Source organism: Photobacterium sp. GB-210 (genome assembly GCF_003026075.1).
Lineage (GTDB): Bacteria > Pseudomonadota > Gammaproteobacteria > Enterobacterales > Vibrionaceae > Photobacterium.
In genome coordinates this window covers 54,149-77,848 of record NZ_PYNU01000008.1, presented here as the reverse complement: position 1 = coordinate 77,848, position 23,700 = coordinate 54,149, and the positions used below count along the sequence as shown (strand labels likewise).

Here is a 23,700-nt window from a genome sequence, read left to right as displayed (position 1 = left end):
AGCGCCATAAGATAAAGAATTTTAGTATCAAAGGTCATAATTTTATTCAAAGACTGGATGATAAAAAATAATGGAGCTTCTCTGCCCCGCTGGTAACCTTCCAGCCTTAAAAACCGCAATTGATAATGGTGCAGATGCCGTTTATATCGGTTTCAAGGATGATACTAACGCCCGCCATTTTGCAGGTTTAAACTTTACAGGCCGTAAACTCGAAAAAGCCGTACAGTACGTAAAAGATCACGACCGTAAATTACATATTGCACTCAACACCTTTGCCCATCCCGATGGTTTCAACCGCTGGACAAAAGCGGTAGATAATGCAGCCGCTATGGGGGTTGATGCGCTGATTGTCGCGGATATTGCAGTGCTTGAATATGCCGCTACGACGTATCCAGATTTAGAACTTCACCTATCAGTACAAGCTTCAGCAACTAACACTGCCGCGATTGATTTTTATAAACAAAATTTCAATATAAAGCGTGTTGTACTGCCTCGGGTTTTATCGATTCATCAAGTAAAACAACTGGCACGTAATACAGATATGGAGCTAGAAGTCTTTGCTTTTGGTAGCCTATGTATTATGTCTGAAGGGCGTTGCTACTTATCGTCTTACATGACCGGTGAATCCCCTAATACTGTAGGCGCTTGTTCACCAGCCAAATTTGTCCGTTGGCAAGAAACGCCACAAGGCTTAGAGTCTCGCTTAAACGAAGTACTGATTGACCGCTATGGCCATGGTGAAAACGCTGGCTACCCTACACTGTGTAAAGGTCGCTTTGATATCAACATTGACGGTGAGAACAAACGCTATCACGCCCTTGAAGAGCCAACGAGCCTCAATACCCTGGAGATTCTTCCTGAGCTATTTAAGGCCAATATCGCCTCAGTAAAAATTGAAGGTCGTCAGCGTAGCCCTGCTTATGTTGAACAGGTCACCCGCACATGGCGTGCAGCGATTGATCACTATTTAGCTAATCCAGAAGGCTACCAAGTAAATCCTGCTTGGAATGCATGTCTTGGTAATGTATCAGAAGGTAAACAAACCACACTCGGTGCTTATCACCGTAAATGGCAATAGGAGCCAAACCATGAAATATTCTCTTGGCCCATTACTTTACTTCTGGCCTAAAAATGATGTTGAAGCGTTTTACCAACAAGCAAAAAACAGCAATGTTGATATCATTTATTTAGGCGAAAGTGTATGTTCAAAACGCCGCGAGCTAAAGCCTGCACAATGGTTAGAGATCGCGAAAGATATTGCCGATAGTGGAAAACAAGTCGTGCTATCGACAATGGCGCTACTCGAAGCGCCAAGCGAAGTGAATATCATGAAAAAGTACATCGATAATGGTGATTTTATCATTGAAGCTAACGACGTCTCTGCGATTCAATTAGCCTCTGAAGCAAAAATTCCTTTTGTCGTTGGTCCTGCGGTTAACTGTTATAACGCCCAAACATTAAACCTGTTTTTAAAACAAGGCATGACCCGTTGGTGTATGCCGGTTGAGTTATCACGTGAATGGTTAAATAACACCTTAATTGAATGTGAAAAACTGGGCATTCGCAATCAATTTGAAACGGAAGTGTTTAGCTATGGCTATCTACCGTTAGCGTATTCTGCCCGTTGCTTTACCGCTCGCGCAGAAAATCGCGCCAAAGATGACTGTGAAACCTGCTGTATCAAGTATCCACAAGGGATCACGGTCAATAGCCAAGAAAACCAAAAAGTCTTTACCCTAAATGGTATTCAGACTCAATCAGGCTACTGCTATAACCTAATAAACGATCTTAAAGGTATGGCTGATATCGTTGATGTCGTGCGTTTAAGCCCACTGGGTCTTGATACATTATCTTTGGTTGATGATTTCCGAGCTAATGAACAAAGTGCAACTCGTCATCAACTAGAGGATAGCCATCAATGTAATGGTTATTGGCATAGCTTAGCTGGATTGAACATCAGCGAGTAATTACTTAAATAAAAAAAGCCGCTAATGCGGCTTTTCTTTTTATCCCCCAGGGACGACAGGGACGGTTTCTTCATTTCGTGTATCAGGGGATTGATCTTGATACGCAGAGTATAACCGACTGAGCTCCAGGAGCGACAACCGGTGTTCAATAAACTCATACACATTCCCCGCTAACGCCAATTTATAGAGCATTACCGCAGTAGAATAATCCTGATTGTTCTGATGTAACTTACCGAGATAAAAATACGCTTCTGTTAAATGTTCAGCAAGTTGATCGTTATTTTCGCTCTGCTGTGCAATATCACTGAGTAATTCTCGCTCTGTAATTTGCCCTAAAAACAGACGTACCAACTGCCATCCCCACGCTTTTTTATCACTGGCATCATAGCGTTGTTTTAATTGAGCTTGCGCCTTCTCAGGGCTTAATTCAACATCATTAAGGTATAGCCAGATCACGCGATACGGATCATTATGATCCTGTTCGTAATGAGGCAAAAGATCTTGATTCGCTAATTCATAGCGCTCACCGTAGTACAGGGCAATACCGCGATTACGTTGAGCATAAAGATGGTTAGGCGCTAACTCTAAGGTAGAATCAAACGCTTCATAAGCCGCATCAAAATGTGCCATTTGGGTAAAATAGACCCCTAACACATTATATAAATCGGGTTGATTCGGCTCTAAATTGAGGGATTTATTAAAATCTAATCGCGCTAAATCACGTAACCCTAAGCTGTCATTAACTAGCCCACGCTCGTAATATATTTTCGCTAATGTTGCCTGTGGAATATCGTCTCGCTGCAAAATTTGATCAATGCGAGCTAATTGAATTTGCTGCTGTAAAGTTGGCTGAAATGGAATAGCCATCGGTGGATGAGTCCACTTGGTTGGCATCGCCGAACAGCCTGTTAGCATCATCGCTACAGTCATAACGGCAAATGTAAAGCGAGTTGCTATCAAAGCGCTTCTCCCTAAGGCTTAATAATCACGATCCTATTGTATTACTCTACACCATAGAACACGGCATGATGTTTTTTAGATAACAAAAAGGGGCTAGATAGCCCCTTTATATCATGCTTTTAGCAAAAAACTTAGCCTTGAGGCTGTTCGTTTTGAGCTGGCGCTTCAGCAGCAGGTGTTTCAACTGCTTCTTTCATGCTTAGACGGATACGGCCTTGACGGTCGATTTCTAGCACTTTAACTTGAACTTCTTGACCCATTTGTAGGTAGTCAGACACTTTCTCTACACGATCTTGTGAGATTTGAGAAATGTGTACTAGACCTTCTTTAGTACCAATCACAGATACAAACGCACCGAAATCAACGATACGCATTACTTTACCTGTGTAGATACGACCTACTTCAACGTCAGCTGTGATTTCTTCGATACGACGGATTGCTTCTTTCGCAGCAGTACCTTCAGTCGCAGCGATCTTCACTGTGCCATCATCTTCGATCTCGATTGTAGTACCCGTTTCTTCAGTAAGTGCACGAATAACAGCACCACCTTTACCGATAACATCTTTGATCTTCTCAGGGTTGATCTTCATCGTATGGATACGAGGAGCGAACTGAGAGATATCTTCACGTGGAGTATTGATTGCGTTATCCATTACGCTAAGGATGTGCTTACGCGCGCCTTTAGCTTGGTTAAGAGCAATCTGCATGATCTCTTTAGTGATACCTTCGATCTTGATATCCATTTGAAGTGCAGTAATACCGTCATCAGTACCTGCTACTTTAAAGTCCATATCACCTAGGTGATCTTCGTCACCAAGGATGTCAGAAAGAACAACGAAATCGTCGCCTTCTTTAACAAGACCCATTGCGATACCCGCAACAGACGCTTTAATTGGCACACCAGCGTCCATAAGAGCAAGAGACGTACCACATACAGAAGCCATTGAAGATGAACCGTTAGATTCAGTGATTTCTGATACTACACGTACTGTGTATGGGAATTCGTCTACAGATGGCATTACAGCAGCAATACCACGCTTAGCCAGTTTACCGTGACCAATTTCACGACGCTTAGGCGAACCTACAAAACCCGTCTCACCTACACAGTATGGAGGGAAGTTGTAGTGTAGTAGGAAGTGATCTTTCGTCTCACCAGTTAGACCATCAATGATCTGTGCGTCACGTTGTGTACCCAATGTTGCAGTAACAAGTGCCTGAGTTTCACCACGAGTAAATAGTGAAGAACCGTGAGTACGTGGAAGGACACCAGTACGTACGTCTAACGCACGAACCATGTCTTTTTCACGACCATCAATACGTGGGTTGCCCGCAATGATGCGACCACGTACAACTGTCTTCTCTAGATCGTGGAAGATAGTGTGGATTTCTTTTGTATTTGCTTCTGCATCTTCAGCAAGAATTGCATCGTTAACTTCACCAGCAATCTCATGAATGCGGTCGTAACGCGCCATTTTCTCAGTGATTTGGTAAGCATCAACAAGCTTAGCTTCAGCAAGCTCTGCGATCTTATTTTTAAGTGCTGTGTTCTCTTGAGGAGCAACCCAATCCCAAGCTGGTGTAGCCACTTCAGCAGCAAACTCGTTGATTGCATTGATAGCAACTTGTTGTTGGTCGTGACCAAATACAACCGCTTGTAGCATTTGCTCTTCAGATAGACGGTCAGCTTCTGACTCAACCATTAGTACAGCATCTTTTGTACCAGCTACAACAAGATCTAGACGGCTTTCTTCTAGCTCAACATTGCTTGGGTTAAGTACGAATTGATCGTTGATGTAACCAACACGTGCCGCACCGATAGGACCATTAAATGGAATACCAGAAATAGCAAGTGCTGCAGATGTACCGATCATAGTTACGATGTCAGGGCTTACTGCAGGGTTAACAGAAACCACAGTAGCGATAACTTGAACTTCGTTTTTGAAATCGTCAGGGAATAGTGGGCGGATTGGACGGTCAATTAGACGTGCAGTCAGAGTTTCGCCTTCAGAAGGGCGACCTTCGCGCTTGAAGAAACCACCAGGGATTTTACCTGCAGCGTAAGTACGCTCTTGGTAGTTCACTGTTAGTGGGAAGAAGTCTTGGCCTTCTACTGCTGTTTTCTTACCAACAACAGAAACGAACACAGAAGTGTCGTCCATGCTAACCATTACTGCAGCCGTCGCTTGACGTGCCATAACACCAGTCTCTAGAGTAACCGTGTGGTTACCGTACTGGAAAGTCTTTACGATAGGATTCACGTGAATTTCCTTAAATATATTCCGCTTTCTATTTGCTTGCTAATTATAACTAAGACAAACAACAGCGTCATGTGATGATATTCACTTTCATGTAATTTCACGTATCGCGACTAAGGAAATATCTCATCATGATGAGGTATTTTATTAGCCGCGACCTAAAGGTCGACGAAAACGACTCGTGATACATAAAAATGGGATTAACTACAGCTTCTCTTTTTATCTATCATATTCCTGCCTTAGCATGCATACAACAAACATAAGATTAACTTCGGTACAGATAGTAGACGAAATTGAGGAAAATAACAGAAGGAAAAATATAAACTGCGGTATGTATTATCTTTTAAAACAAAAAGAAAGGAGCCATAAGGCTCCTTTCTAAAAGCAATCTTAGCGACGTAGGCCTAGACGCTTGATTAGGTCTTGGTAACGATCTAGGTTCTTACCTTTTAGGTAATCTAGAAGCTTACGACGACGAGAAACCATACGTAGCAGACCGCGACGGCTGTGGTGGTCGTGTTTGTGGTTAGCAAAGTGACCTTGAAGGTGGTTGATTTGCGCTGTTAAAAGTGCAACCTGAACTTCAGGAGAACCAGTATCATTTTCACATTGTGCGTATTCTGCAACGATTGCTGCTTTAGTTTCTGCATTCAGAGACATAACTCATTCCTAATACAAAGATGTTTTAATTTGTGCCGCCAATCTCTGATTCAGCCGGCACCCAAGCCGCGGATTATACTGATCGATATAGATAACTACAAGCGAATAATTAGTAACCACGACAATAATAAACAATAAATAGAAGTCTTCATTGCATTCTTTAAAAGCAAAGCAGTGAGTGGTTCTACCGTTGTCAATTAATCTTGCTGATGTTCATTCGCCATGACACGTTTTGGCGCTAGCATACCTTTAAGATCGATAGTCCCCACACCAATAAACTCACGCTCAGAGCCGACAGAAATACGTACTAAGGTCCCTTTTGCAGGAACATTGTCAGCTTCTACCGGATTACCATTAAGCACATGCACCGCAACCTCAGCACTGATATTCACTTCAGGCAAATCTTGTACTGCGGTGTCGGTTGGTAGCAATAACGCATCCAGCACAGAGCCAGGTTCTATCTCATTGGCTTTTGCATCATCAAGCATCGCTTGTAACTGCTCAATAGTAACCATTCGCTCATACGGGAAGTTAGAAACCCCTGTACGACGCAACATGATAACGTGAGCACCACAACCTAACATTTCGCCCAGATCATCAACGATAGTACGAATATAAGTACCTTTTGATACATGAAGTTCCATTTCAACTTCATTATTATCAAAACGCAGTAAATCAACAGAATAAACAGTAATTTTTCGTGATTCACGAGGAACCTCGACGCCTTCACGTGCATATTCGTATAATTTACGCCCTTTGTACTTCAGCGCAGAATACATTGATGGGATCTGATCTGTTGTACCACGGAACTTATCAATACACGCTTCGAGTTGCTCACGATTAACGTTCACATCACGTGTTTCAACTACTTCGCCATCAGAATCAGAAGTATCAGTACGTTCGCCCAGTTTTGCGATCACACGATAGCGTTTATCTGAATCTAACAAGAACTGAGAGAACTTTGTTGCTTCACCAAAACAGATGGGCAGCATACCCGTCGCCAAAGGATCAAGCGCACCAGTATGGCCCGCCTTTTGAGCAAAAAAGATACGTTTTACTTTCTGTAAGGTATCGTTTGAACTAATTCCCGTAGGCTTATCAACTAAAATGACACCATTAATTGGGCGACCTTTACGACGACGTGCCATGCTTATTCCTCGCCTTTCTCTTCGTCTTCATCACCACGACGATCTTCATCGTCACGTACCGCTTTCGATACTAGGTTTGAAATACGCATACCTTCTGTTAGAGACTGATCAAAAATAAAGTTCAGCTCAGGTGTTACACGTAAACGGATCTCTTTACCTAAGAGTGAACGAATGTAAGGCGCCATTTCACGTAATGCTTCTAGGCTACCTTCAGCGGTTTGCTCACCGATTGGGAAAAACGTCACATAGATTTTGGCGTAATTCATATCACGTGATACATCAACGCTTGAAATCGTTGTCATTGCGATCGCTGGATCTTTGATTTCACGCTGTAGAATTACAGCTAATTCTTTTTGTAGCTGCTGTGCTACACGTTGGGTACGGCTAAATTCTTTTGCCATTTTGTTGCTCTCTCTAAGAATAGGGCTCTTGAAAGAATGGGGAGCCGAAGCTCCCCATAATCATGTTGTTGAATCAGTTAGCGACGTTGATAATTAATCAAGAGTACGCTGAATTTCAACAATTTCGTAAACTTCGATCTGATCACCAACGCGAACATCATTGTAGTTCTTAACGCCGATACCACATTCGTAGCCGTTCTTAACTTCGTTAACGTCATCTTTAAAGCGACGTAGTGACTCAAGCTCACCTTCGTAGATTACTACGTTATCACGTAGAACACGGATAGGGTTGTTACGCTTGATAGTACCTTCAGTTACCAAACAACCAGCGATTGCGCCAATCTTAGGTGACTTAAATACGTCACGAACTTCAGCAAGACCAATGATCTCTTGCTTGAATTCAGGAGCAAGCATACCGCCCATTGCCGCTTTAACTTCGTCAATTAGCTGGTAAATGATTGAGTAGTAACGTAAGTCTAGGTTTTCATTTTCGATAGTACGACGCGCAGACGCATCAGCACGAACGTTGAAACCAAGCACGATAGCGTTAGAAGCTGCTGCAAGTACTGCGTCAGTTTCAGTAATACCACCAACACCAGAACCTACGATATTCACTTTAACTTCATCAGTAGAAAGTTTACGTAGAGAATCTGCGATAGCTTCTACAGAACCTTGAACGTCAGCCTTAAGCACAACGTTAAGCTCTGCAACTTCACCAGCTGTCATGTTAGAGAACATGTTCTCTAGTTTCGCTTTCTGCTGGCGAGCTAGTTTAACATCACGGAATTTACCTTGACGGTAAAGTGCAACTTCACGTGCTTTACGCTCGTCACGTACAACAGTCGCTTCGTCACCAGATGCTGGTACGCCTGAAAGACCTAAGATCTCTACAGGGATAGATGGACCCGCTTCTTCGATTTCTTGACCTAGTTCGTTACGCATCGCACGAACACGACCGTACTCTAAGCCACAAAGAACGATATCGCCCTTATGAAGCGTACCTTCTTGAACAAGAACAGTCGCTACAGGACCACGGCCTTTATCAAGACGTGATTCTACAACCACACCTTTAGCCATGCCTTCAGAGGCTGCTGTTAGTTCAAGTACTTCAGACTGAAGTAGAATAGCTTCTAGTAAGCCTTCGATGTTTGTACCCTGTTTCGCAGAGATGTGAACAAACATGTTCTCACCGCCCCACTCCTCAGGAATAACGTCGTATTGAGCAAGCTCGTTTTTAACGTTATCTGGGTTAGCATCTTCTTTATCGATCTTGTTTACCGCAACGATCAAAGGAACACCTGCCGCTTTCGCGTGCTGGATTGCTTCGATTGTTTGAGGCATCACACCATCGTCAGCTGCAACCACTAATACAACGATATCTGTCGCTTGAGCACCACGAGCACGCATAGCTGTAAACGCTGCGTGTCCAGGAGTATCAAGGAAAGTGATCATACCGTTGTCAGTTTCAACGTGGTATGCACCGATGTGCTGAGTAATACCACCGGCTTCGCCAGAAGCAACGTGCGCTTTACGGATGTAATCAAGTGTTGATGTTTTACCGTGGTCAACGTGCCCCATGATAGTTACAACAGGCGCGCGAGAAACTTTTGCTAGGTCATCTGCGTTACGATCAGAAAGCACTGACTCTTCAAGCTCGTTTTCTTTACGTAGAATAACTTTGTGACCCATTTCTTCAGCAACAAGTGCTGCTGTTTCTTGGTCGATAACTTGGTTGATAGTCGCCATAGCGCCCATCTTCATCATCACCTTGATAACTTCAACGCCTTTTACAGACATCTTGTTAGCAAGTTCAGAAACAACTATTGTTTCGCCAATAACAACGTCTTGCTTAGCAACTTGCGCTGTTTTGTCGAAGCCATGTTGCATTGAGCTTGGCTTGTTCATTTGAGGTTTACCGCGACCACGTTGGTTACGGCCACCACGGCCACCGCGCTCATCTTGCTTAGCAGCTGGCTTTTTCTTCTTACGACGGCGAGAAGTTTCTTCTTTGCGGTCTTGTTCATCTTCCGCAGCACGTGCGTAAGTTGATGTCGTTGTATGGTAATCAGATTTTTCCATACTTACGTTTTGATCAGGTTTTACCCCGTTCTTTTCATTCTGTTCTGCCATCTTGCGAGCCTCTTCTAGCTGGCGCTGACTTTCTTCTTCGGCTTTTCGCTTGGCTTCCTCTTCCAGACGACGCTGTAGTGCCTCAGCATCTAGTTTAGCCTGTTTGTCAGCAACAGCGCGTAAAGCTTTCTCTTCAGCTTTACGCTTTTCCTGTTTGGTACGATTCGCCTTTTCCTCTGCGTCTCGCTTTGCTTTTTCTTCCGCTTCTCGTTTTGCAGATTCTTCTGCTTTACTCTGCTCTTCTTTGGCACGCTTAGCTGCTACTTCAGCTTCACGTTTTGCAGCTTCTTCCGCTGCTTTTTTGGCAATAGCTTCCGCTTCACGTTTTGCGGCTTCTTCGGCTTCACGCTTCACAGCTTCTTCCGCTGCGCGTTGTTCCTCTTCCAAAGCTGAACGTTTTACGTAAGTGCGCTTTTTACGCACTTCAACTTGAACATTTTTGTTCTTGCCGCCGCTACCAGACACGCTCAGCGTACTGCGTGTCTTACGTTGCAAAGTAAGACGATTTGGAGCGCCGTCAGTATTGCTGTTACCTCCATGCTCTTTTTGGAGATGGTTAAGTAACGCCTGCTTTTCGGTTTGGCTTACATTTTCATCAGCTTTCTTAGCAATACCTGCCTCTGAGAGCTGTTGAAGTAAACGGTCAATTGGCGTACCAATTTCTTCCGCCAATGTTTTAACGGTAACCTCTGACATAATGCTCCTCCCTTGCTTTATATTGATTACGCTTCGTCGCTGAACCAGCAAATATTACGTGCAGCCATAATTAGCTCACCCGCTTTTGCATCGTCCACGCCTTCGATATCGGTCAAGTCATCAGTTCCCTGATCAGCAAGATCCTCAAGCGTACAAATACCTTTTGCTGCTAGTTTAAATGCTAACTCGCGCTCAAGGCCTTCAAGACCTAATAGGTCTTCAGCTGGCTCAGCACCGTCAAGCGATTCTTCTTTAGCAAGCGCAAGTGTCGTTAATGCAGCTTTTGCACGACTACGTAGTTGATCGATAGTCTCTTCATCAAGACCATCAACATCCATTAGCTCACTTACTGGAACGTAAGCAATTTCTTCTAATGTAGTGAAACCTTCTTCAACCAATACCGTTGCGAATTCTTCATCAATATCTAGGTGCTTAGTAAACACTTCAATTGACTCTTTCGCTTCTTCTTGGTGCTTCTTCTGAAGATCTTCAACCGTCATTACGTTTAGTTCCCAACCAGTAAGTTGAGAAGCCAGACGCACGTTCTGACCACTACGACCAATCGCTTGTGCTAAATTATCTTTCTGCACTGCGATATCCATCGTATGGTTATCTTCATCAACAATGATTGAATCAACTTCAGCCGGAGCCATCGCATTGATCACGTATTGCGCTGGATTCTCATCCCAAAGCACGATATCAATACGCTCGCCGCCAAGCTCACCAGAAACCGCTTGAACACGTGCACCACGCATACCAACACACGCACCCACTGGGTCAATACGTTTATCGTTAGTTTTTACTGCAATTTTTGCACGTGAACCAGGATCGCGAGCAGCACCCATTAGTTCAATAAGCTCTTCGCCCATTTCTGGCACTTCAATACGGAATAGCTCAGAAAGCATTTCTGGCTTAGAACGTGTCATGAATAACTGGAAGCCACGCGCTTCTGGCGCAACTTTGTATAGCAGACCACGTACACGGTCACCCGGACGGAAGTTTTCACGTGGAAGCTGATCATCACGCTGGATAACAGCTTCAGCATTATTACCAAGATCGATAATAACCGCATCACGGTTTACTTTTTTAACGATACCAGTGATTAACTCACCTTCATTATCGATAAATTGCTCAACAATTTGAGCGCGCTCAGCTTCACGTACTTTTTGTACGATAACTTGTTTTGCAGTTTGTGTCGTAATACGGTCAAACGTTACCGATTCAATATCATCTTCAACGTAATCGCCAGCAACAATTGTTGGATCTTCAAACTGTGCCGCTTCAAGAGTAATCTCAAGCGTTGGCTGAGTCACTTCTTCTACCGCTTTCCAGCGACGGAAAGTTTCAAACTCACCAGTTTTACGATCAATTGCAACACGTACATCAATTTCTGCTTCATGTTTCTTTTTCGTTGCCGTTGCAAGTGCGATTTCTAATGCTTCAAAAATACGCTCACGAGGAACAGCTTTTTCGTTGGATACCGCTTCTACGACAGCCAAGATTTCTTTGTTCATTTCTAATGCCCCAATTTAGCGGTTAGAATTTTGGAACCAGGTTGGCCTTAGAGATATTGCTCAGTGCAAAGGACTCTTCATTGCCATCTACTTTAAGTGTGATCAATTCGCCTTCAACTGCGACAATGTCACCTTTCCACTTACGACGGTTACCCATCGCCATTTTTAACACTATGTTAGCTTCGTGGCCAACAAACTGTTGATAATGTGCTGCTTTGAATAGTGGTCTTTCCAATCCAGGGGAAGATACTTCCAAGTTATAAGCAACAGTAATTGGATCTTCAACATCAATTACGGCACTTATTTGGCGACTAACTTCTGCGCAATCATCAACATTGATACCATTTTCATGGTCAATAAATACGCGAAGTGTGGAGTGCTCACCAGCACGAATGAACTCTAAACCTACCAGTTCATAGCCTAAAGCTAATACTGATGGTTCAAGCATTTCGGTTAATTGTGTCTCTAAAGCTGTCAAAACAACCCCCCTGGAAACAAAAAAAGGGCATAAAGCCCAGTAGATACCTGAATGGTCATGTTTCAGATAATAAAAAACCCCGAATTACGGGGTTTTTTATTACTGGACCCTGATTACCGAGACTCTATAAATCTGCCTCAGTAAGAAAACAAACATTCGTATTTAAGAATAGTTTATTTTCAGGAAAGTGGTTGCGGGGGCTGGATTTGAACCAACGACCTTCGGGTTATGAGCCCGACGAGCTACCAAGCTGCTCCACCCCGCGTCCGAATTCTAACGATTATATCGTTCGGGCGTTACTTTTTCAAGTAACCAGTATAATGGTGCCGAGAAGGGGACTTGAACCCCTACACCTTGCGGCACTAGCACCTCATGCTAGCGTGTCTACCAATTTCACCATCTCGGCTAAATCTTTAATTACTGAGGGATCTCATCAGTTGATGGCGCCTTCTCAGTTTTTGTTTTTTCAACAACAGGTTGTGTTGTCGCTGGTGCAGTTAGGTTATCCCAACTACTTTCCTCTGTTGCTTGTTTTGCACTCATGTTGCCAAGAACAAGGCTGATAACAAAGAAAATTGCAGCCAAAACTGTTGTCATTCGGGTTAAAAAGTTACCGGAACCGCTAGAGCCAAACAATGTGCCTGATGCTCCAGCCCCAAATGAGGCTCCCATATCTGCGCCTTTACCTTGCTGAACCAAAACTAGGCCAATTACACCAAGCGCGGCGACAAGATAAATCACAAGTAGAATTTCGTACATGGCTTCCACCTATGGTTAAATTGCTATGCCAGCTTTGCTCTAGGCAGGGCCAGCGCACTCCATCTTCCAAGGAGCGACTGAATACTAGCGAAACCCTATCGTAGTGACAAGTAATATTTGATGAAAAATGCTTTACACCACACCACTTGCACAACATTTAGCCAAAACGAAGTCGACATAAAAATATAGGCAGAGTATCACGCTACCCTGCCTTCTTGTTTGTGCGATAAAATTCGTAATTGAAATTTATCGCAAAATGCAAATTAACAGTTTTCTTTTACTGCTTTTGCAATATCAAGAGCATATTGCTGAACATCAGCCGCATCTTGCCCTTCAACCATAACACGAATTAATGGCTCAGTGCCTGACTTACGTAACAATACGCGACCATTATCACCTAACTTTTCTTCAACTAATTTAGTTGCAGTAATAACTTCATCAGACTTTAATGGATCAGAAGTCCCTTTGAAACGTACATTCTCAAGTACTTGAGGGAACATAACCATACCATCACAAAGTTCTTTTAAGCTCATCTTACTTGCAACGATTGATGCCATTACTTGAAGACCTGCAACAATACCATCGCCGGTTGTCACTTTATCAAGCAAAATGACATGACCAGAGTTCTCTGCACCAATCAACCAATCTTGCTTCTGCAGCTCTTCCATTACATAACGATCGCCTACTTTGGCGCGAACAAATGGAATGCCTAAATTCTTAAGAGCAACTTCCATGCCCATATTTGTCATTAATGTACCAACAACGCCCCCTTTTAGTTCGCCACGACGTAATGCATCACGAGCAATAATGTAGGCTATTTGGTCACCATCAACTTTATTACCTAACTCATCAACCATGATCACACGATCGCCATCACCATCCAATGCGATACCAAAGTCCGCTTTTTCTTCAAGTACCTTAGCCTGAAGCGCAGCAACATCCGTTGCTCCTACTTTATCGTTAATGTTCACACCATTAGGCTCACAACCGATAGCAATCACTTCGGCCCCTAACTCTGAAAATACTTTGGGTGCAATGTGATAAGTTGCACCATGAGCACAATCAACAACAACCTTAAAACCTTCAAGGCTTAAATGTGTTGGAAAAGTCCCTTTACAAAATTCAATGTAGCGTCCAGCTGCATCATCGATACGATAAGCTTTACCAAGCAATGCTGATTCAACACAGGTTAATGGTTTTTCCATTTCAGCTTCAATTGCAAGTTCAATATCATCCGGTAATTTAGTACCTTGAGCTGAAAAGAATTTAATACCATTATCATAATAAGGATTGTGAGAAGCGGAAATAACAATACCAGCTTCTGCTCGGAACGTACGAGTGAGATAAGCAACTGCTGGTGTTGGCATTGGTCCAGTGAATGCGGCCTTTAAACCAGCTGCAGCTAAGCCTGCTTCTAAAGCTGACTCCAACATATAGCCAGAGATACGGGTATCTTTACCAATTAAGACTTTTTTTGTCCCCGTTTGTGATAATACGCGGCCAGCAGCCCACCCTAACTTCATTACAAAGTCTGGTGTAATGGGTGCTTCACCGACTAAACCACGAATACCATCAGTACCAAAGAACTTACGTTCAGACATGTTTTGCTCCTAGCTATATTGAATACTTCAGTGACGAACAAATTAATGACACATCACAATTCACTTTTATTTCGATTGTTGCAGTACCATATTATAAATTTTCATGACTTCAGCTGTTTCTCTAGCATCATGAACTCGAATAATATGCGCACCTTTCATTGCTGCAATGGTAGCACAAGCTAAACTTCCCGCGAGACATTCAGCAGGTGGCTTACCTAATAAATTGAATATCATTGATTTACGAGACATCCCCGCTAATACAGGTAATCCGAATTGGTGAAATTGTTCAAATTTCGCTAACATTTGATAATTATGTTCAAGCGTTTTACCAAACCCAAAACCAGGATCTAGGATCAACTGCTGACGTGAAATTCCAACATTTTCACACGCTGAAATTCGCTCACTCAGAAAATCAGAAACATCCTGAATAAGATGATTATAATTCGGTTGGTGCTGCATTGTACGAGGCTGGCCTTGCATATGCATCAAGCAAATCGGCACATTGGCTTTTGCGGCAACCTCTAATGCATTAGGCTCTTGCAACGCACGTACATCATTAATCAGATCTGCCCCTGCATTTACCGCCTCTTTCATGACCTGAGCTTTACTGGTATCAATTGAAATCCAACAATCAAAACGTTGACGAATAGCTTCAATGATCGGTACCACGCGATCTAACTCTTCACTAAGTGCCACCTCTTTAGCACCAGGTCGCGTTGATTCACCACCGATATCAATAATGGATGTGCCAGCTTGCAGCATGCTTTCCACATGATTGAGCGCATAATCAATACGATTAAACTTTCCACCATCAGAAAATGAATCTGGCGTAACATTTAAAATTCCCATGACCTGTGGGGTAGATAGTTCTAAATTTTTATTACGACTGGTTAACTGCATCTGCTATTCCATTTTATTAAGATAAAAAAAACCCTGACCAAGGCCAGGGTTTTTATTCAACGCTAAATTAAGCCTGAGGTTTTGTATCGGTATCGTCTTCTTTCGTCAACGCATCAATACCATCGCCAATTGGCTCATCAGGTGCTAATTCAGTTTCAGGTGCTTCTTTACCTGATGGTTTCATTGTATCGTCATTATCCGACCAACCTTTCGGTGCACGGATTTCTGCTTTACGTTCCATCAAGTCATCAATCTGACCTGCGTCAATAGTTTCATATTTCATCAATGCATCTTTCATTGCATGCATGATATCCATATTATCAACTAGAATTTGACGAGCACGTTGATAGTTACGATCAATTAAGGTGCGAACTTCAGTATCAATCAGTTTTGCAGTGTCATCAGACATATGCTTACTTTGTGTAACTGAACGACCAAGGAAGACTTCCCCTTCATCTTCAGCATAAAGTAATGGACCTAACTTCTCAGAGAAGCCCCACTGAGTCACCATCTTACGTGCAATATCAGTTGCGCGTTCAATGTCATTTGATGCACCTGTTGATACTTTATCTACGCCGTAAATCAATTCTTCAGCTAAACGACCACCGTAAAGACTTGAAATCATTGACTCCAAGAACTCACGAGAGTGACTTACACGATCTTGCTCGGGTAAGTACATCGTTACACCTAGCGCACGACCACGTGGAATAATCGATACTTTATATACAGGATCATGATCCGGTACTAAACGACCAATAATTGCGTGACCTGCTTCGTGATACGCAGTTGATTCTTTTTGATCTTCAGACATAACCATTGATTTACGCTCTGCGCCCATCATGATCTTATCTTTCGCTAATTCGAACTCAACCATCGAAACAGTACGCTTGTTACCACGGGCAGCAAATAATGCCGCTTCGTTAACAAGGTTTGCTAAATCAGCACCAGAGAAACCTGGTGTACCACGAGCAATCAATGATGGATTTACATCACCATCTAGTGGCACTTTACGCATGTGAACTTTAAGGATCTGCTCACGACCGCGTACATCAGGAAGACCTACCACTACTTGACGGTCAAAACGACCAGGACGCAGTAATGCAGGGTCTAGTACGTCAGGACGGTTCGTTGCAGCAATAACGATAATACCCTCATTGCCTTCGAAGCCATCCATCTCAACTAGCATCTGGTTCAGTGTTTGTTCACGCTCATCGTGACCACCACCTACACCAGCACCACGTTGACGACCTACCGCATCGATTTCATCGATAAAGATGATACAAGGCGCAGCCTTTTTTGCTTGTTCGAACATGTCACGCACACGAGATGCACCAACACCAACAAACATTTCAACAAAGTCAGAACCAGAAATAGTAAAGAACGGTACTTTCGCCTCACCTGCAATCGCTTTTGCAAGTAACGTTTTACCTGTACCAGGAGGACCAACCATCAACACACCTGTTGGGATTTTACCACCTAGCTTTTGGAAACGGCTTGGATCACGTAAGTAATCAACCAGTTCTTTAACGTCTTCTTTCGCTTCATCACAACCAGCCACATCGGCGAACGTTGTTTTGATTTGGTCTTCGCTCATCATACGCGCTTTAGATTTACCGAACGACATGGCACCTTTGCCACCACCGCCCTGCATCTGACGCATAAAGAATATCCAAACACCAATTAATAGAAGCATTGGGAACCACGAAATGAAGATTGAAGCCAATAGGCTAGGCTCTTCAGGTGGTGTACCAGAAACAGCTACGTTAGCGTTAATTAGATCGTCTAACAGCTTAGGATCATTAGCGACAGGTAAGTATGTTACATAGCTCGCATTATCACGTTTGGTTACAGTGATTTCACGATCATTGAATCGCACTTCCTTTATCTGATCCTGACCGATTTGACGGACAAATGTCGTATAGTCTACTTGACCACTTGCTTTACTACTGTTGGTTCCAAAGCTTTGGAATACAGACATAAGAACAACGGCAATGACTAACCATAAAATCAAGTTTTTTGCCATGTCACTCAAGGTGTTAACCTCGCGATAACTAAAAGATGAATGTAGATTACTACAGTTTGTAACCTGTAGCCACAATATAGACTTCACGCGAGCGATCTCGCGAGGAATCTGGTTTACGAATTTTAACCACTTTGAACATACTACGAATTTCAGCTAGATATTGGTCAAAGCCTTCGCCTTGGAAAACTTTTACCGTAAAACTGCCATTCGGCGCAAGTACTTGTCGACACATATCTAATGCAAGCTCAACAAGATACATCGCTCTCGGTTGGTCGGATGCAAGATTACCACTCATATTAGGTGCCATATCAGACATCACCACGTCAACCATATCTGGTTGAATGCGGTCCAATAGTGCATCTAACACAGCCTCTTCTCGGAAATCACCTTGCAGGAAACTAACACCTGGAAGGGAATCCATTGGCAAAATATCACAAGCAATGACTTGTCCTTCACTACCTACAATTTCTGCCGCATATTGTGACCAACCACCTGGTGCAGCACCAAGGTCAACCACTGTCATGCCCGGTTTTAATAACTTATCTTTGTTCTGAATTTCTTCAATTTTAAAGAAAGCACGTGAACGATAACCACGTTTTTGTGCTTCCTGAACATATTTATCGTCGAAATGCTCTTTTAGCCAGCGGCCAGAACTGCCGGATTGTTTTTTTCTACTCATGCCTAACCTAATGAGTTGAGATACTTGTTAAGTATACGTCTGCCAAAGGCTTTATCGCATCTAATTCATTAAAATGTACAATCAAAATGTGCAGTACAACTCAAACACTACAAATTTTCATGCTGTCATAATGCAAACAAATTAGTCTTCTAGTCTAGATGGCGGTAGAATGTCACGTTTTCAACCCTAATAACCAAAAAAATAGAGTCATCATGAATCTAAGCACCAAACAAAAGCAATTCCTAAAAGGTCTTGCTCACAATCTAAAACCAGTTGTACTTATGGGTGCAAACGGCCTAACAGAAGCTGTATTGGCTGAAATTGAAATTGCACTTAACCATCATGAATTGATCAAAGTTAAGGTTGCTACTGAAGATCGTGAAACTAAAGTTTTAATCGTCGACGCTATCGTTCGCGAAACTAAAGCTGAAAAAGTGCAGGTTATCGGTAAAACGTTAGTTCTTTACCGCCAGAGTGAAGATCGTAAAATCGAGCTTCCTCGTAAATAAAAAAGGCCGCCTAGCGGCCTTTTTTGTATCTATTATTAATACAAAAAAATGCATTAATTACTAATCGATATCACCTATTTTAGTGATTATATTTTCTGATGAATATAATCATCAGTAAAATTATTAGATGTATTTCACTTCTACAATTTCAAACTCTTTTTGACCGCCAGGCGTGGTAATCGCAACCTCATCACCTTCCATCTTACCGATCAAACCACGTGCAATTGGTGAATTCACTGAAATTAAGTTTTCCTTAATATTCGCTTCATCATCACCCACGATACAGTATGTCACTTCACTCTCGGTATCTAAATCTAGCAAAGTGATTGTAGTACCAAAAATCACTTTGCCTGTATTTGGCATAGTAGTTACATCAATAATTTGAGCAACAGATAGTTTGTATTCAATATCACGAATTTGCGCTTCACAAATACCTTGCTCTTCACGAGCCGCATGGTATTCCGCATTTTCTTTTAAGTCGCCAAGCTCACGTGCTTCTGCGATCGCCTGAGAAATAAGAGGGCGACGCTTCAACAATACTTCAAGTTCACTACGTAGCTTTTGTTCGCCACGTACAGTCATTGGCACTTTTTCCATAAATAAATTACCTCAATAACCTGATAGCGCACGCCAATTTCAGGAAATAAAAAAGCTAGCCCAATCGTGATTGAGCTAACAGTGTATATGTCACGATGTTTATCATATTAAACAAAGATGGACAAGAGATCATCCTCGTTACGTCATTAATCTGTTTTTCGTTTTAATAACAGTCAAAAACAATGAATATGCTAAAAATACTATATCAATAATTCATAGTAACAAATCAATAGTTAAAACATTCACCAAAGAAATAAGCCTCTCGCTACCACCTTTTTTTCATTGAGAAAAGTTATAATCTCACACTTCAACAATATTTATACAAATATTCACTCAGGCATTTTCCATTGATTACCTAAATACAACTAAAAAATAAAATTAATTTAGAACTTTTATCGATAGACATAACACACTGATTAAATTAACAATAAAAACTAAAAAAAACAAAAAAGACATACTAATGAGGTATTTTTCAGTTTTTTTTACTAACATAAATCAGTAGACACAAGTAAAAAGAACAGCATGCATTTGGCATAGAAATGCAACACATAAAAATTTAAAAAAGGATTCGGTAATGAACAAGCACCTTATTGCTTTAGCAGTAACAGCAGCAACTCTATCTGGCGCAGCATCAGCAGCACAAGTTTATTCAGATGATACATCTTCTCTTGCTATCGGCGGTCGTGTAGAAGCTCGTGCTCTTCTTTCTGAGCAAGCTGAAAATAATGCAGTAGCACCAACACTACAAAAAACACAAAATGAAGTAACTGATATTTCACGTGTACGTGTAAACATTGATGCGAAAACACAAATCGCAGATGGCGTTCAAGGTATTGGTTTCTACGAGCGTGAGTTCAAAGACGACAATTCTGATGACGAAAACCGTTACATGTATGCTGGTGTAAACAGCGACCAATACGGTCAAATTGTTTACGGTAAGGCTGACGGCTCTCTAGGTATGCTAACTGATTTCACTGATATCATGGCATACGCTGGCTCTGTTGTTGGTGGTACTAAGCTAGCAGTAGCTGACCGTACAACTAACAACCTAGCATACGCTGGTACATTTGGTGATCTAACGTTCAAAGCTAACTACGTTTTCGCTGGCGCTGATTATGATACAGCTGGTAACAAAACAGACGTACACGGTTTCTCAACAGGTGCTGTATACAAAGTAGCTGATACAGGTCTTGCACTAGGTGCTGGTTACGGCGAGCAACGTGACCAACTTGGTAACGCGAATACTCACAAAGCACGTTCAGAGCAAACTTTCGCAGTAGCATCTTACACAATGGGCGATCTATACTTCGGTGGTCTATACAAGTCCGGTCGTCGCGACGGTACTAACTTAGTAACTGGCGATGTAACAGATACTCAAGGCTACGAATTCGCAGCAGCGTACACTATGGGTAAAACTGTATTCACGACTACTTACGGCTTCATGAAAGATGAAAACGCTCACAATGTATACGATGAGCTAGCAAATGCAGCTGCAGTTGATGCTACTTACTACTTCAACAGCAACTTCCGTACTTACGCTTCTTACACATTCAACATGCTTAATAAGAACGAAGTAGGTAAAGTTGCAGCATCTGACCAATTCGTTCTAGGTGCTCGTTACGACTTCTAATCCTTGTGATTAAAAGCAACATATAGTGAAACGTCGGCTTCGGTCGGCGTTTTTTATTACTTTTGTGTCAGTTTTATTCTTTATTTCCTCTCTTTTTTTACCCTCTCTCATATAAACGTTATGATTAAGGCCTATCTCTTAACCAAAATTATGCCTTCACATGTTTAAAAAATTGCTTTGCTCCGCTTTAATGGCAACGACCTTTTCTTCTTTTGCTGCGTTCTTACCTCAGCAAGCTATCGAACACCTGCCCAAAGGGAGCGATGTCGCGCTTCTTATTGTAAACCCAGCCACCAACAAAGTTATATACGATAAACGCGCAGATGAATTACAAGCCCCTGCAAGTACCCAAAAAACGATCACCGCCCTTGCCGCAAAGCTATATCTCGGTAATAACTTCCGCTTTGATACTTACCTTGAAACGAAAGGTAATGATGTCATTTTGAAATTTAATGGCGATCCAACACTTAAACGCAGCGATATTGCCAATTTACTTCGCCAACTAAAACAGCAAGGCATAGCTACGATTAAAGGTAACCTGTACTTAAACGGTGGACATTTTACTGGCTATGAACGTGCTATTGGTTGGCCTTGGGATATTTTAGGCTCTTGCTATAGTGCGCCATCAAGTAGTATCAGCTTAGAGCACAACTGTGTTCAAGGTGCGCTATACAGCAATAAATCTTTGGGTGACGTTACACGCGTAAATGTGCCTAGCCACCAGCCAATTCAAGTAAAAACCTCTGCGATTGTGGTGTCAAAAGCACAGCAAAAAGAGCAGCACTGTCAGCTTTCAATGACATCGAATGATCGTAATATGTATCAAATTAGTGGCTGTATCCAACCTCGTAAACAGCCTCTACCGCTTAAATTTGCAGTACAAAACACAACCTTGTATTCAACTGCAGTTATTCAACAAGAGCTTAAGCGCGCAGGGATAAAGTTAAACGGTAAGGTACTTCGTAACGATAAAGTCAGCGGTAAAATCATTGCAACACATCGCTCAGCCCCATTATCAACGCTGCTTGATATTATGCTGAAGCGCTCTGATAACTTATTTGCCGATAACATTGCCAAAACCATTGGTGCCAAGTATTACCACCAAGCCGGTAGTTACACCAATGGCATTGAAGCAATTAAGGCGATACTAAAAGATAAAGCTGGTATCGATCTTTCTGATACCGTGATGGTGGATGGTTCAGGCTTATCGCGTAACAACCGTTTAACAGCAAGTGATTTAATGAAAGTAGTCACTTACATTTATAACCACCCTAAATTAGGTTTAATGAACGATTTACCCGTATCAGGTAAAAGTGGCACGTTACAGTACCGTCGCAGTCTTCGTGATGCTCCGTTAAAAGGTAAGGTTATTGCTAAAAGTGGCTCTTTATTCGGAACTTATAACCTTGCAGGTGTGATTAAGACCCACAACGGTAAACCACTACTCTTTGTACAGCTAGTGACGAATTACTATCCACATATGCATGACGGTAAAAAAGCAGCATTACCGCCTATTTACCAATTTGAAAAGCAACTTTATAGCTCACTGTATAAAAACGACTAAATAAGAGACCTGAGAGATAAAAGCCGCTATTAAATACTTTCAACTAGAAATATTCGAGCAATAGCGGCTTTTTTAATACAAACAATCTTACTAACCGAAGCCTAGCATCCAATTGACTGTCTTGAAGTAAATCACCATCCCCGTGATATCGACCATTGAAGCTAAGACAGGGCTGACTAATACCGCAGGATCGAGATTTAATGATCTCGCTAGCATCGGTAAAACCCCACCAACACTAGTCGAAATAATCACCTGAATAGCAATGGCTATCCCAATCGCAAATGCTATCGAGTCTAGTGTCATTCCTGCAGGTAACACAACATCCCCACTAAAAAAAATCACCCGTCCAATGATCACGACTGCAAGGCTCAGCGCGATAATAATCGCAACTCTAAATTCTTTCCAAAGCACCAATAACCAATCTTTTGAGCGTATTTCTTCCATTGCCAATGCTCGCACAACCAGTGTTGCCGCCTGCGAGCCAGCATTCCCCCCCGCAGCTGCAATCACCGGCATATAAATCGCAAGTAGGACTAATTGACTCAGGGTATCTTCATAGTGAGAGATAATTAAGCCCGAGACAATTCCCATTAAAGCCAGCCCTACAATCCAACCTATGCGTTCCTTAACATGGTTTAAGACACTATTTTCTAAATAATGCCCGCTCGGTTCAACCTCAGAGCAAATTAACCCTAAACCACTGGCTAGTTGGCGGGCTCGTATGTCCTCTTCTAATTCATCTAAACGATCTAATAAAATTTGCACATGCCGCAATGGGCATTCCTGTAACATAGCTAAAGCCTCTACGACTGGCATTTTTGCCAATAATTGCGCTTGTTCAACTAGATCATATTTTAAAAATGCATTACGTACTGCTAACGCCTCTTTTTGCGCAATATGGGTTGTTGCTGAAAAAGCTGCATAATTCATTACCGCCATGGCGAATCTCCCGATTAGCTGTCTCTCTAGAAAGAGAAGGTAACGACCACCACATTAACATTTGCAATAAACCCTAGCGCACCACATAACAATACAGTCGCGCTGTTGTGGTAAACATAGATTTAAAGCTCATATTATTGATAAGTAAATAAAGAGGAAAATTACAGGAGAGATGTCGAAAATGAATAATTTCAAAAAAGTGGGTTACGAGACATGACTCCGAGCCTAGCAGCACGGAATATACTATTTAATACCGTTACCTAAGCTAATTTTCCAGCTTCATACTCGGG

Annotated in this window: 20 protein-coding genes and 2 tRNA genes; 5 read left to right on the top strand and 17 right to left on the bottom strand. The window is 42.2% G+C overall.

Annotated features, from left to right (window positions below):
- The first annotated feature begins 70 nt into the window (after positions 1-70).
- Both C9J38_RS11900 and C9J38_RS11895 read left to right on the top strand, forming a co-directional pair.
- On the top strand, positions 71-1,078 hold the full coding sequence (locus C9J38_RS11900) for a peptidase U32 family protein (protein WP_107207288.1): 1,008 nt from the start codon (positions 71-73) through the stop codon (positions 1,076-1,078).
- Between the two features lie 10 nt (positions 1,079-1,088).
- Positions 1,089-1,967 carry a U32 family peptidase gene (locus tag C9J38_RS11895; RefSeq protein WP_107207287.1) on the top strand — a complete coding sequence of 293 codons (879 nt, stop codon included), beginning with the start codon at positions 1,089-1,091 and terminating at the stop codon, positions 1,965-1,967.
- Positions 1,968-2,006: 39 nt separating this feature from the next.
- Here C9J38_RS11895 and nlpI read toward each other — a convergent pair whose 3' ends face one another.
- The 15 genes from nlpI to rlmE all read right to left on the bottom strand — a co-directional run bounded on the left by nlpI (position 2,007) and on the right by rlmE (position 18,171).
- Positions 2,007-2,927, bottom strand: a complete 921-nt coding sequence (gene nlpI, locus C9J38_RS11890) for a lipoprotein NlpI (RefSeq protein ID WP_107207286.1) — start codon at positions 2,925-2,927, stop codon at positions 2,007-2,009.
- Between the two features lie 131 nt (positions 2,928-3,058).
- Positions 3,059-5,185, bottom strand: coding sequence for a polyribonucleotide nucleotidyltransferase (gene pnp, locus C9J38_RS11885; protein WP_369917577.1), 2,127 nt, complete (start codon positions 5,183-5,185; stop codon positions 3,059-3,061).
- Positions 5,186-5,572: 387 nt separating this feature from the next.
- Positions 5,573-5,842: a 30S ribosomal protein S15 gene (gene rpsO / locus C9J38_RS11880; RefSeq protein WP_005369538.1), complete on the bottom strand. Its 270-nt coding sequence runs from the start codon at positions 5,840-5,842 to the stop codon at positions 5,573-5,575.
- Positions 5,843-6,039: 197 nt separating this feature from the next.
- Positions 6,040-6,990, bottom strand: coding sequence for a tRNA pseudouridine(55) synthase TruB (gene truB / locus C9J38_RS11875; protein ID WP_107207285.1), 951 nt, complete (start codon positions 6,988-6,990; stop codon positions 6,040-6,042).
- Between the two features lie 2 nt (positions 6,991-6,992).
- Positions 6,993-7,391, bottom strand: a complete 399-nt coding sequence (rbfA, locus tag C9J38_RS11870; RefSeq protein WP_105059538.1) for a 30S ribosome-binding factor RbfA — start codon at positions 7,389-7,391, stop codon at positions 6,993-6,995.
- A 93-nt stretch (positions 7,392-7,484) separates the two neighbouring features.
- Positions 7,485-10,217: a translation initiation factor IF-2 gene (infB, locus tag C9J38_RS11865; protein ID WP_107207284.1), complete on the bottom strand. Its 2,733-nt coding sequence runs from the start codon at positions 10,215-10,217 to the stop codon at positions 7,485-7,487.
- A 26-nt stretch (positions 10,218-10,243) separates the two neighbouring features.
- Positions 10,244-11,731 (bottom strand): transcription termination factor NusA, encoded by a 1,488-nt coding sequence (gene nusA, locus C9J38_RS11860; protein WP_107207283.1) that lies wholly within the window; start codon positions 11,729-11,731, stop codon positions 10,244-10,246.
- Positions 11,732-11,753: 22 nt separating this feature from the next.
- A complete protein-coding gene (rimP, locus tag C9J38_RS11855; protein WP_107207282.1) occupies positions 11,754-12,209 on the bottom strand; it encodes a ribosome maturation factor RimP in 456 nt (151 codons plus the stop codon).
- A 188-nt stretch (positions 12,210-12,397) separates the two neighbouring features.
- A tRNA-Met gene (locus C9J38_RS11850) sits at positions 12,398-12,474 on the bottom strand.
- Positions 12,475-12,530: 56 nt separating this feature from the next.
- A tRNA-Leu gene (locus tag C9J38_RS11845) sits at positions 12,531-12,615 on the bottom strand.
- Positions 12,616-12,626: 11 nt separating this feature from the next.
- Positions 12,627-12,968: a preprotein translocase subunit SecG gene (gene secG, locus C9J38_RS11840; RefSeq protein WP_107207281.1), complete on the bottom strand. Its 342-nt coding sequence runs from the start codon at positions 12,966-12,968 to the stop codon at positions 12,627-12,629.
- A 263-nt stretch (positions 12,969-13,231) separates the two neighbouring features.
- On the bottom strand, positions 13,232-14,569 hold the full coding sequence (gene glmM, locus C9J38_RS11835) for a phosphoglucosamine mutase (protein ID WP_107207280.1): 1,338 nt from the start codon (positions 14,567-14,569) through the stop codon (positions 13,232-13,234).
- Between the two features lie 66 nt (positions 14,570-14,635).
- Positions 14,636-15,469: a dihydropteroate synthase gene (gene folP / locus C9J38_RS11830; protein WP_107207279.1), complete on the bottom strand. Its 834-nt coding sequence runs from the start codon at positions 15,467-15,469 to the stop codon at positions 14,636-14,638.
- Positions 15,470-15,536: 67 nt separating this feature from the next.
- Positions 15,537-17,492 (bottom strand): ATP-dependent zinc metalloprotease FtsH, encoded by a 1,956-nt coding sequence (ftsH, locus tag C9J38_RS11825; protein WP_107207278.1) that lies wholly within the window; start codon positions 17,490-17,492, stop codon positions 15,537-15,539.
- A 49-nt stretch (positions 17,493-17,541) separates the two neighbouring features.
- Positions 17,542-18,171 (bottom strand): 23S rRNA (uridine(2552)-2'-O)-methyltransferase RlmE, encoded by a 630-nt coding sequence (gene rlmE / locus C9J38_RS11820; protein ID WP_005369560.1) that lies wholly within the window; start codon positions 18,169-18,171, stop codon positions 17,542-17,544.
- A gap of 212 nt (positions 18,172-18,383) precedes the next feature.
- On the opposite strand from rlmE, the gene yhbY reads away from it, so the two are divergent.
- The gene (gene yhbY, locus C9J38_RS11815; protein WP_045128373.1) at positions 18,384-18,680 is read left to right on the top strand and encodes a ribosome assembly RNA-binding protein YhbY; all 297 of its coding nucleotides are present in this window, start codon (positions 18,384-18,386) and stop codon (positions 18,678-18,680) included.
- 123 nt (positions 18,681-18,803) lie between these two features.
- Here the strand turns inward: yhbY and greA are convergent, their stop codons facing one another.
- Positions 18,804-19,277: a transcription elongation factor GreA gene (greA, locus tag C9J38_RS11810; RefSeq protein WP_107207277.1), complete on the bottom strand. Its 474-nt coding sequence runs from the start codon at positions 19,275-19,277 to the stop codon at positions 18,804-18,806.
- A 574-nt stretch (positions 19,278-19,851) separates the two neighbouring features.
- Here greA and C9J38_RS11805 point away from each other — a divergent pair.
- Together C9J38_RS11805 and dacB are read left to right on the top strand one after the other, a co-directional pair.
- Positions 19,852-20,907 carry a porin gene (locus tag C9J38_RS11805; RefSeq protein WP_107207276.1) on the top strand — a complete coding sequence of 352 codons (1,056 nt, stop codon included), beginning with the start codon at positions 19,852-19,854 and terminating at the stop codon, positions 20,905-20,907.
- Positions 20,908-21,067: 160 nt separating this feature from the next.
- On the top strand, positions 21,068-22,471 hold the full coding sequence (gene dacB, locus C9J38_RS11800) for a serine-type D-Ala-D-Ala carboxypeptidase (RefSeq protein WP_107207275.1): 1,404 nt from the start codon (positions 21,068-21,070) through the stop codon (positions 22,469-22,471).
- Positions 22,472-22,561: 90 nt separating this feature from the next.
- Here the strand turns inward: dacB and C9J38_RS11795 are convergent, their stop codons facing one another.
- Entirely contained in the window at positions 22,562-23,410 is an 849-nt protein-coding gene (locus tag C9J38_RS11795; protein WP_107207274.1) for a magnesium transporter, read from the bottom strand.
- Positions 23,411-23,700 lie beyond the last annotated feature (290 nt).

What these genes read in the sequence shown, in the direction of transcription:
- truB (WP_107207285.1), bottom strand. Translation starts at nt 6,990, where the DNA reads ATGGCACGTCGTCGTAAAGGTCGCCCAATTAATGGTGTCATTTTAGTT.
- infB (WP_107207284.1), bottom strand. Translation starts at nt 10,217, where the DNA reads ATGTCAGAGGTTACCGTTAAAACATTGGCGGAAGAAATTGGTACGCCA.
- C9J38_RS11895 (WP_107207287.1), top strand. Translation starts at nt 1,089, where the DNA reads ATGAAATATTCTCTTGGCCCATTACTTTACTTCTGGCCTAAAAATGAT.
- secG (WP_107207281.1), bottom strand. Translation starts at nt 12,968, where the DNA reads ATGTACGAAATTCTACTTGTGATTTATCTTGTCGCCGCGCTTGGTGTA.
- C9J38_RS11805 (WP_107207276.1), top strand. Translation starts at nt 19,852, where the DNA reads ATGAACAAGCACCTTATTGCTTTAGCAGTAACAGCAGCAACTCTATCT.
- rlmE (WP_005369560.1), bottom strand. Translation starts at nt 18,171, where the DNA reads ATGAGTAGAAAAAAACAATCCGGCAGTTCTGGCCGCTGGCTAAAAGAG.
- C9J38_RS11795 (WP_107207274.1), bottom strand. Translation starts at nt 23,410, where the DNA reads ATGGCGGTAATGAATTATGCAGCTTTTTCAGCAACAACCCATATTGCG.
- dacB (WP_107207275.1), top strand. Translation starts at nt 21,068, where the DNA reads ATGTTTAAAAAATTGCTTTGCTCCGCTTTAATGGCAACGACCTTTTCT.
- glmM (WP_107207280.1), bottom strand. Translation starts at nt 14,569, where the DNA reads ATGTCTGAACGTAAGTTCTTTGGTACTGATGGTATTCGTGGTTTAGTC.
- rpsO (WP_005369538.1), bottom strand. Translation starts at nt 5,842, where the DNA reads ATGTCTCTGAATGCAGAAACTAAAGCAGCAATCGTTGCAGAATACGCA.
- folP (WP_107207279.1), bottom strand. Translation starts at nt 15,469, where the DNA reads ATGCAGTTAACCAGTCGTAATAAAAATTTAGAACTATCTACCCCACAG.
- nusA (WP_107207283.1), bottom strand. Translation starts at nt 11,731, where the DNA reads ATGAACAAAGAAATCTTGGCTGTCGTAGAAGCGGTATCCAACGAAAAA.
- ftsH (WP_107207278.1), bottom strand. Translation starts at nt 17,492, where the DNA reads ATGGCAAAAAACTTGATTTTATGGTTAGTCATTGCCGTTGTTCTTATG.
- greA (WP_107207277.1), bottom strand. Translation starts at nt 19,277, where the DNA reads ATGGAAAAAGTGCCAATGACTGTACGTGGCGAACAAAAGCTACGTAGT.
- C9J38_RS11900 (WP_107207288.1), top strand. Translation starts at nt 71, where the DNA reads ATGGAGCTTCTCTGCCCCGCTGGTAACCTTCCAGCCTTAAAAACCGCA.
- rbfA (WP_105059538.1), bottom strand. Translation starts at nt 7,391, where the DNA reads ATGGCAAAAGAATTTAGCCGTACCCAACGTGTAGCACAGCAGCTACAA.
- yhbY (WP_045128373.1), top strand. Translation starts at nt 18,384, where the DNA reads ATGAATCTAAGCACCAAACAAAAGCAATTCCTAAAAGGTCTTGCTCAC.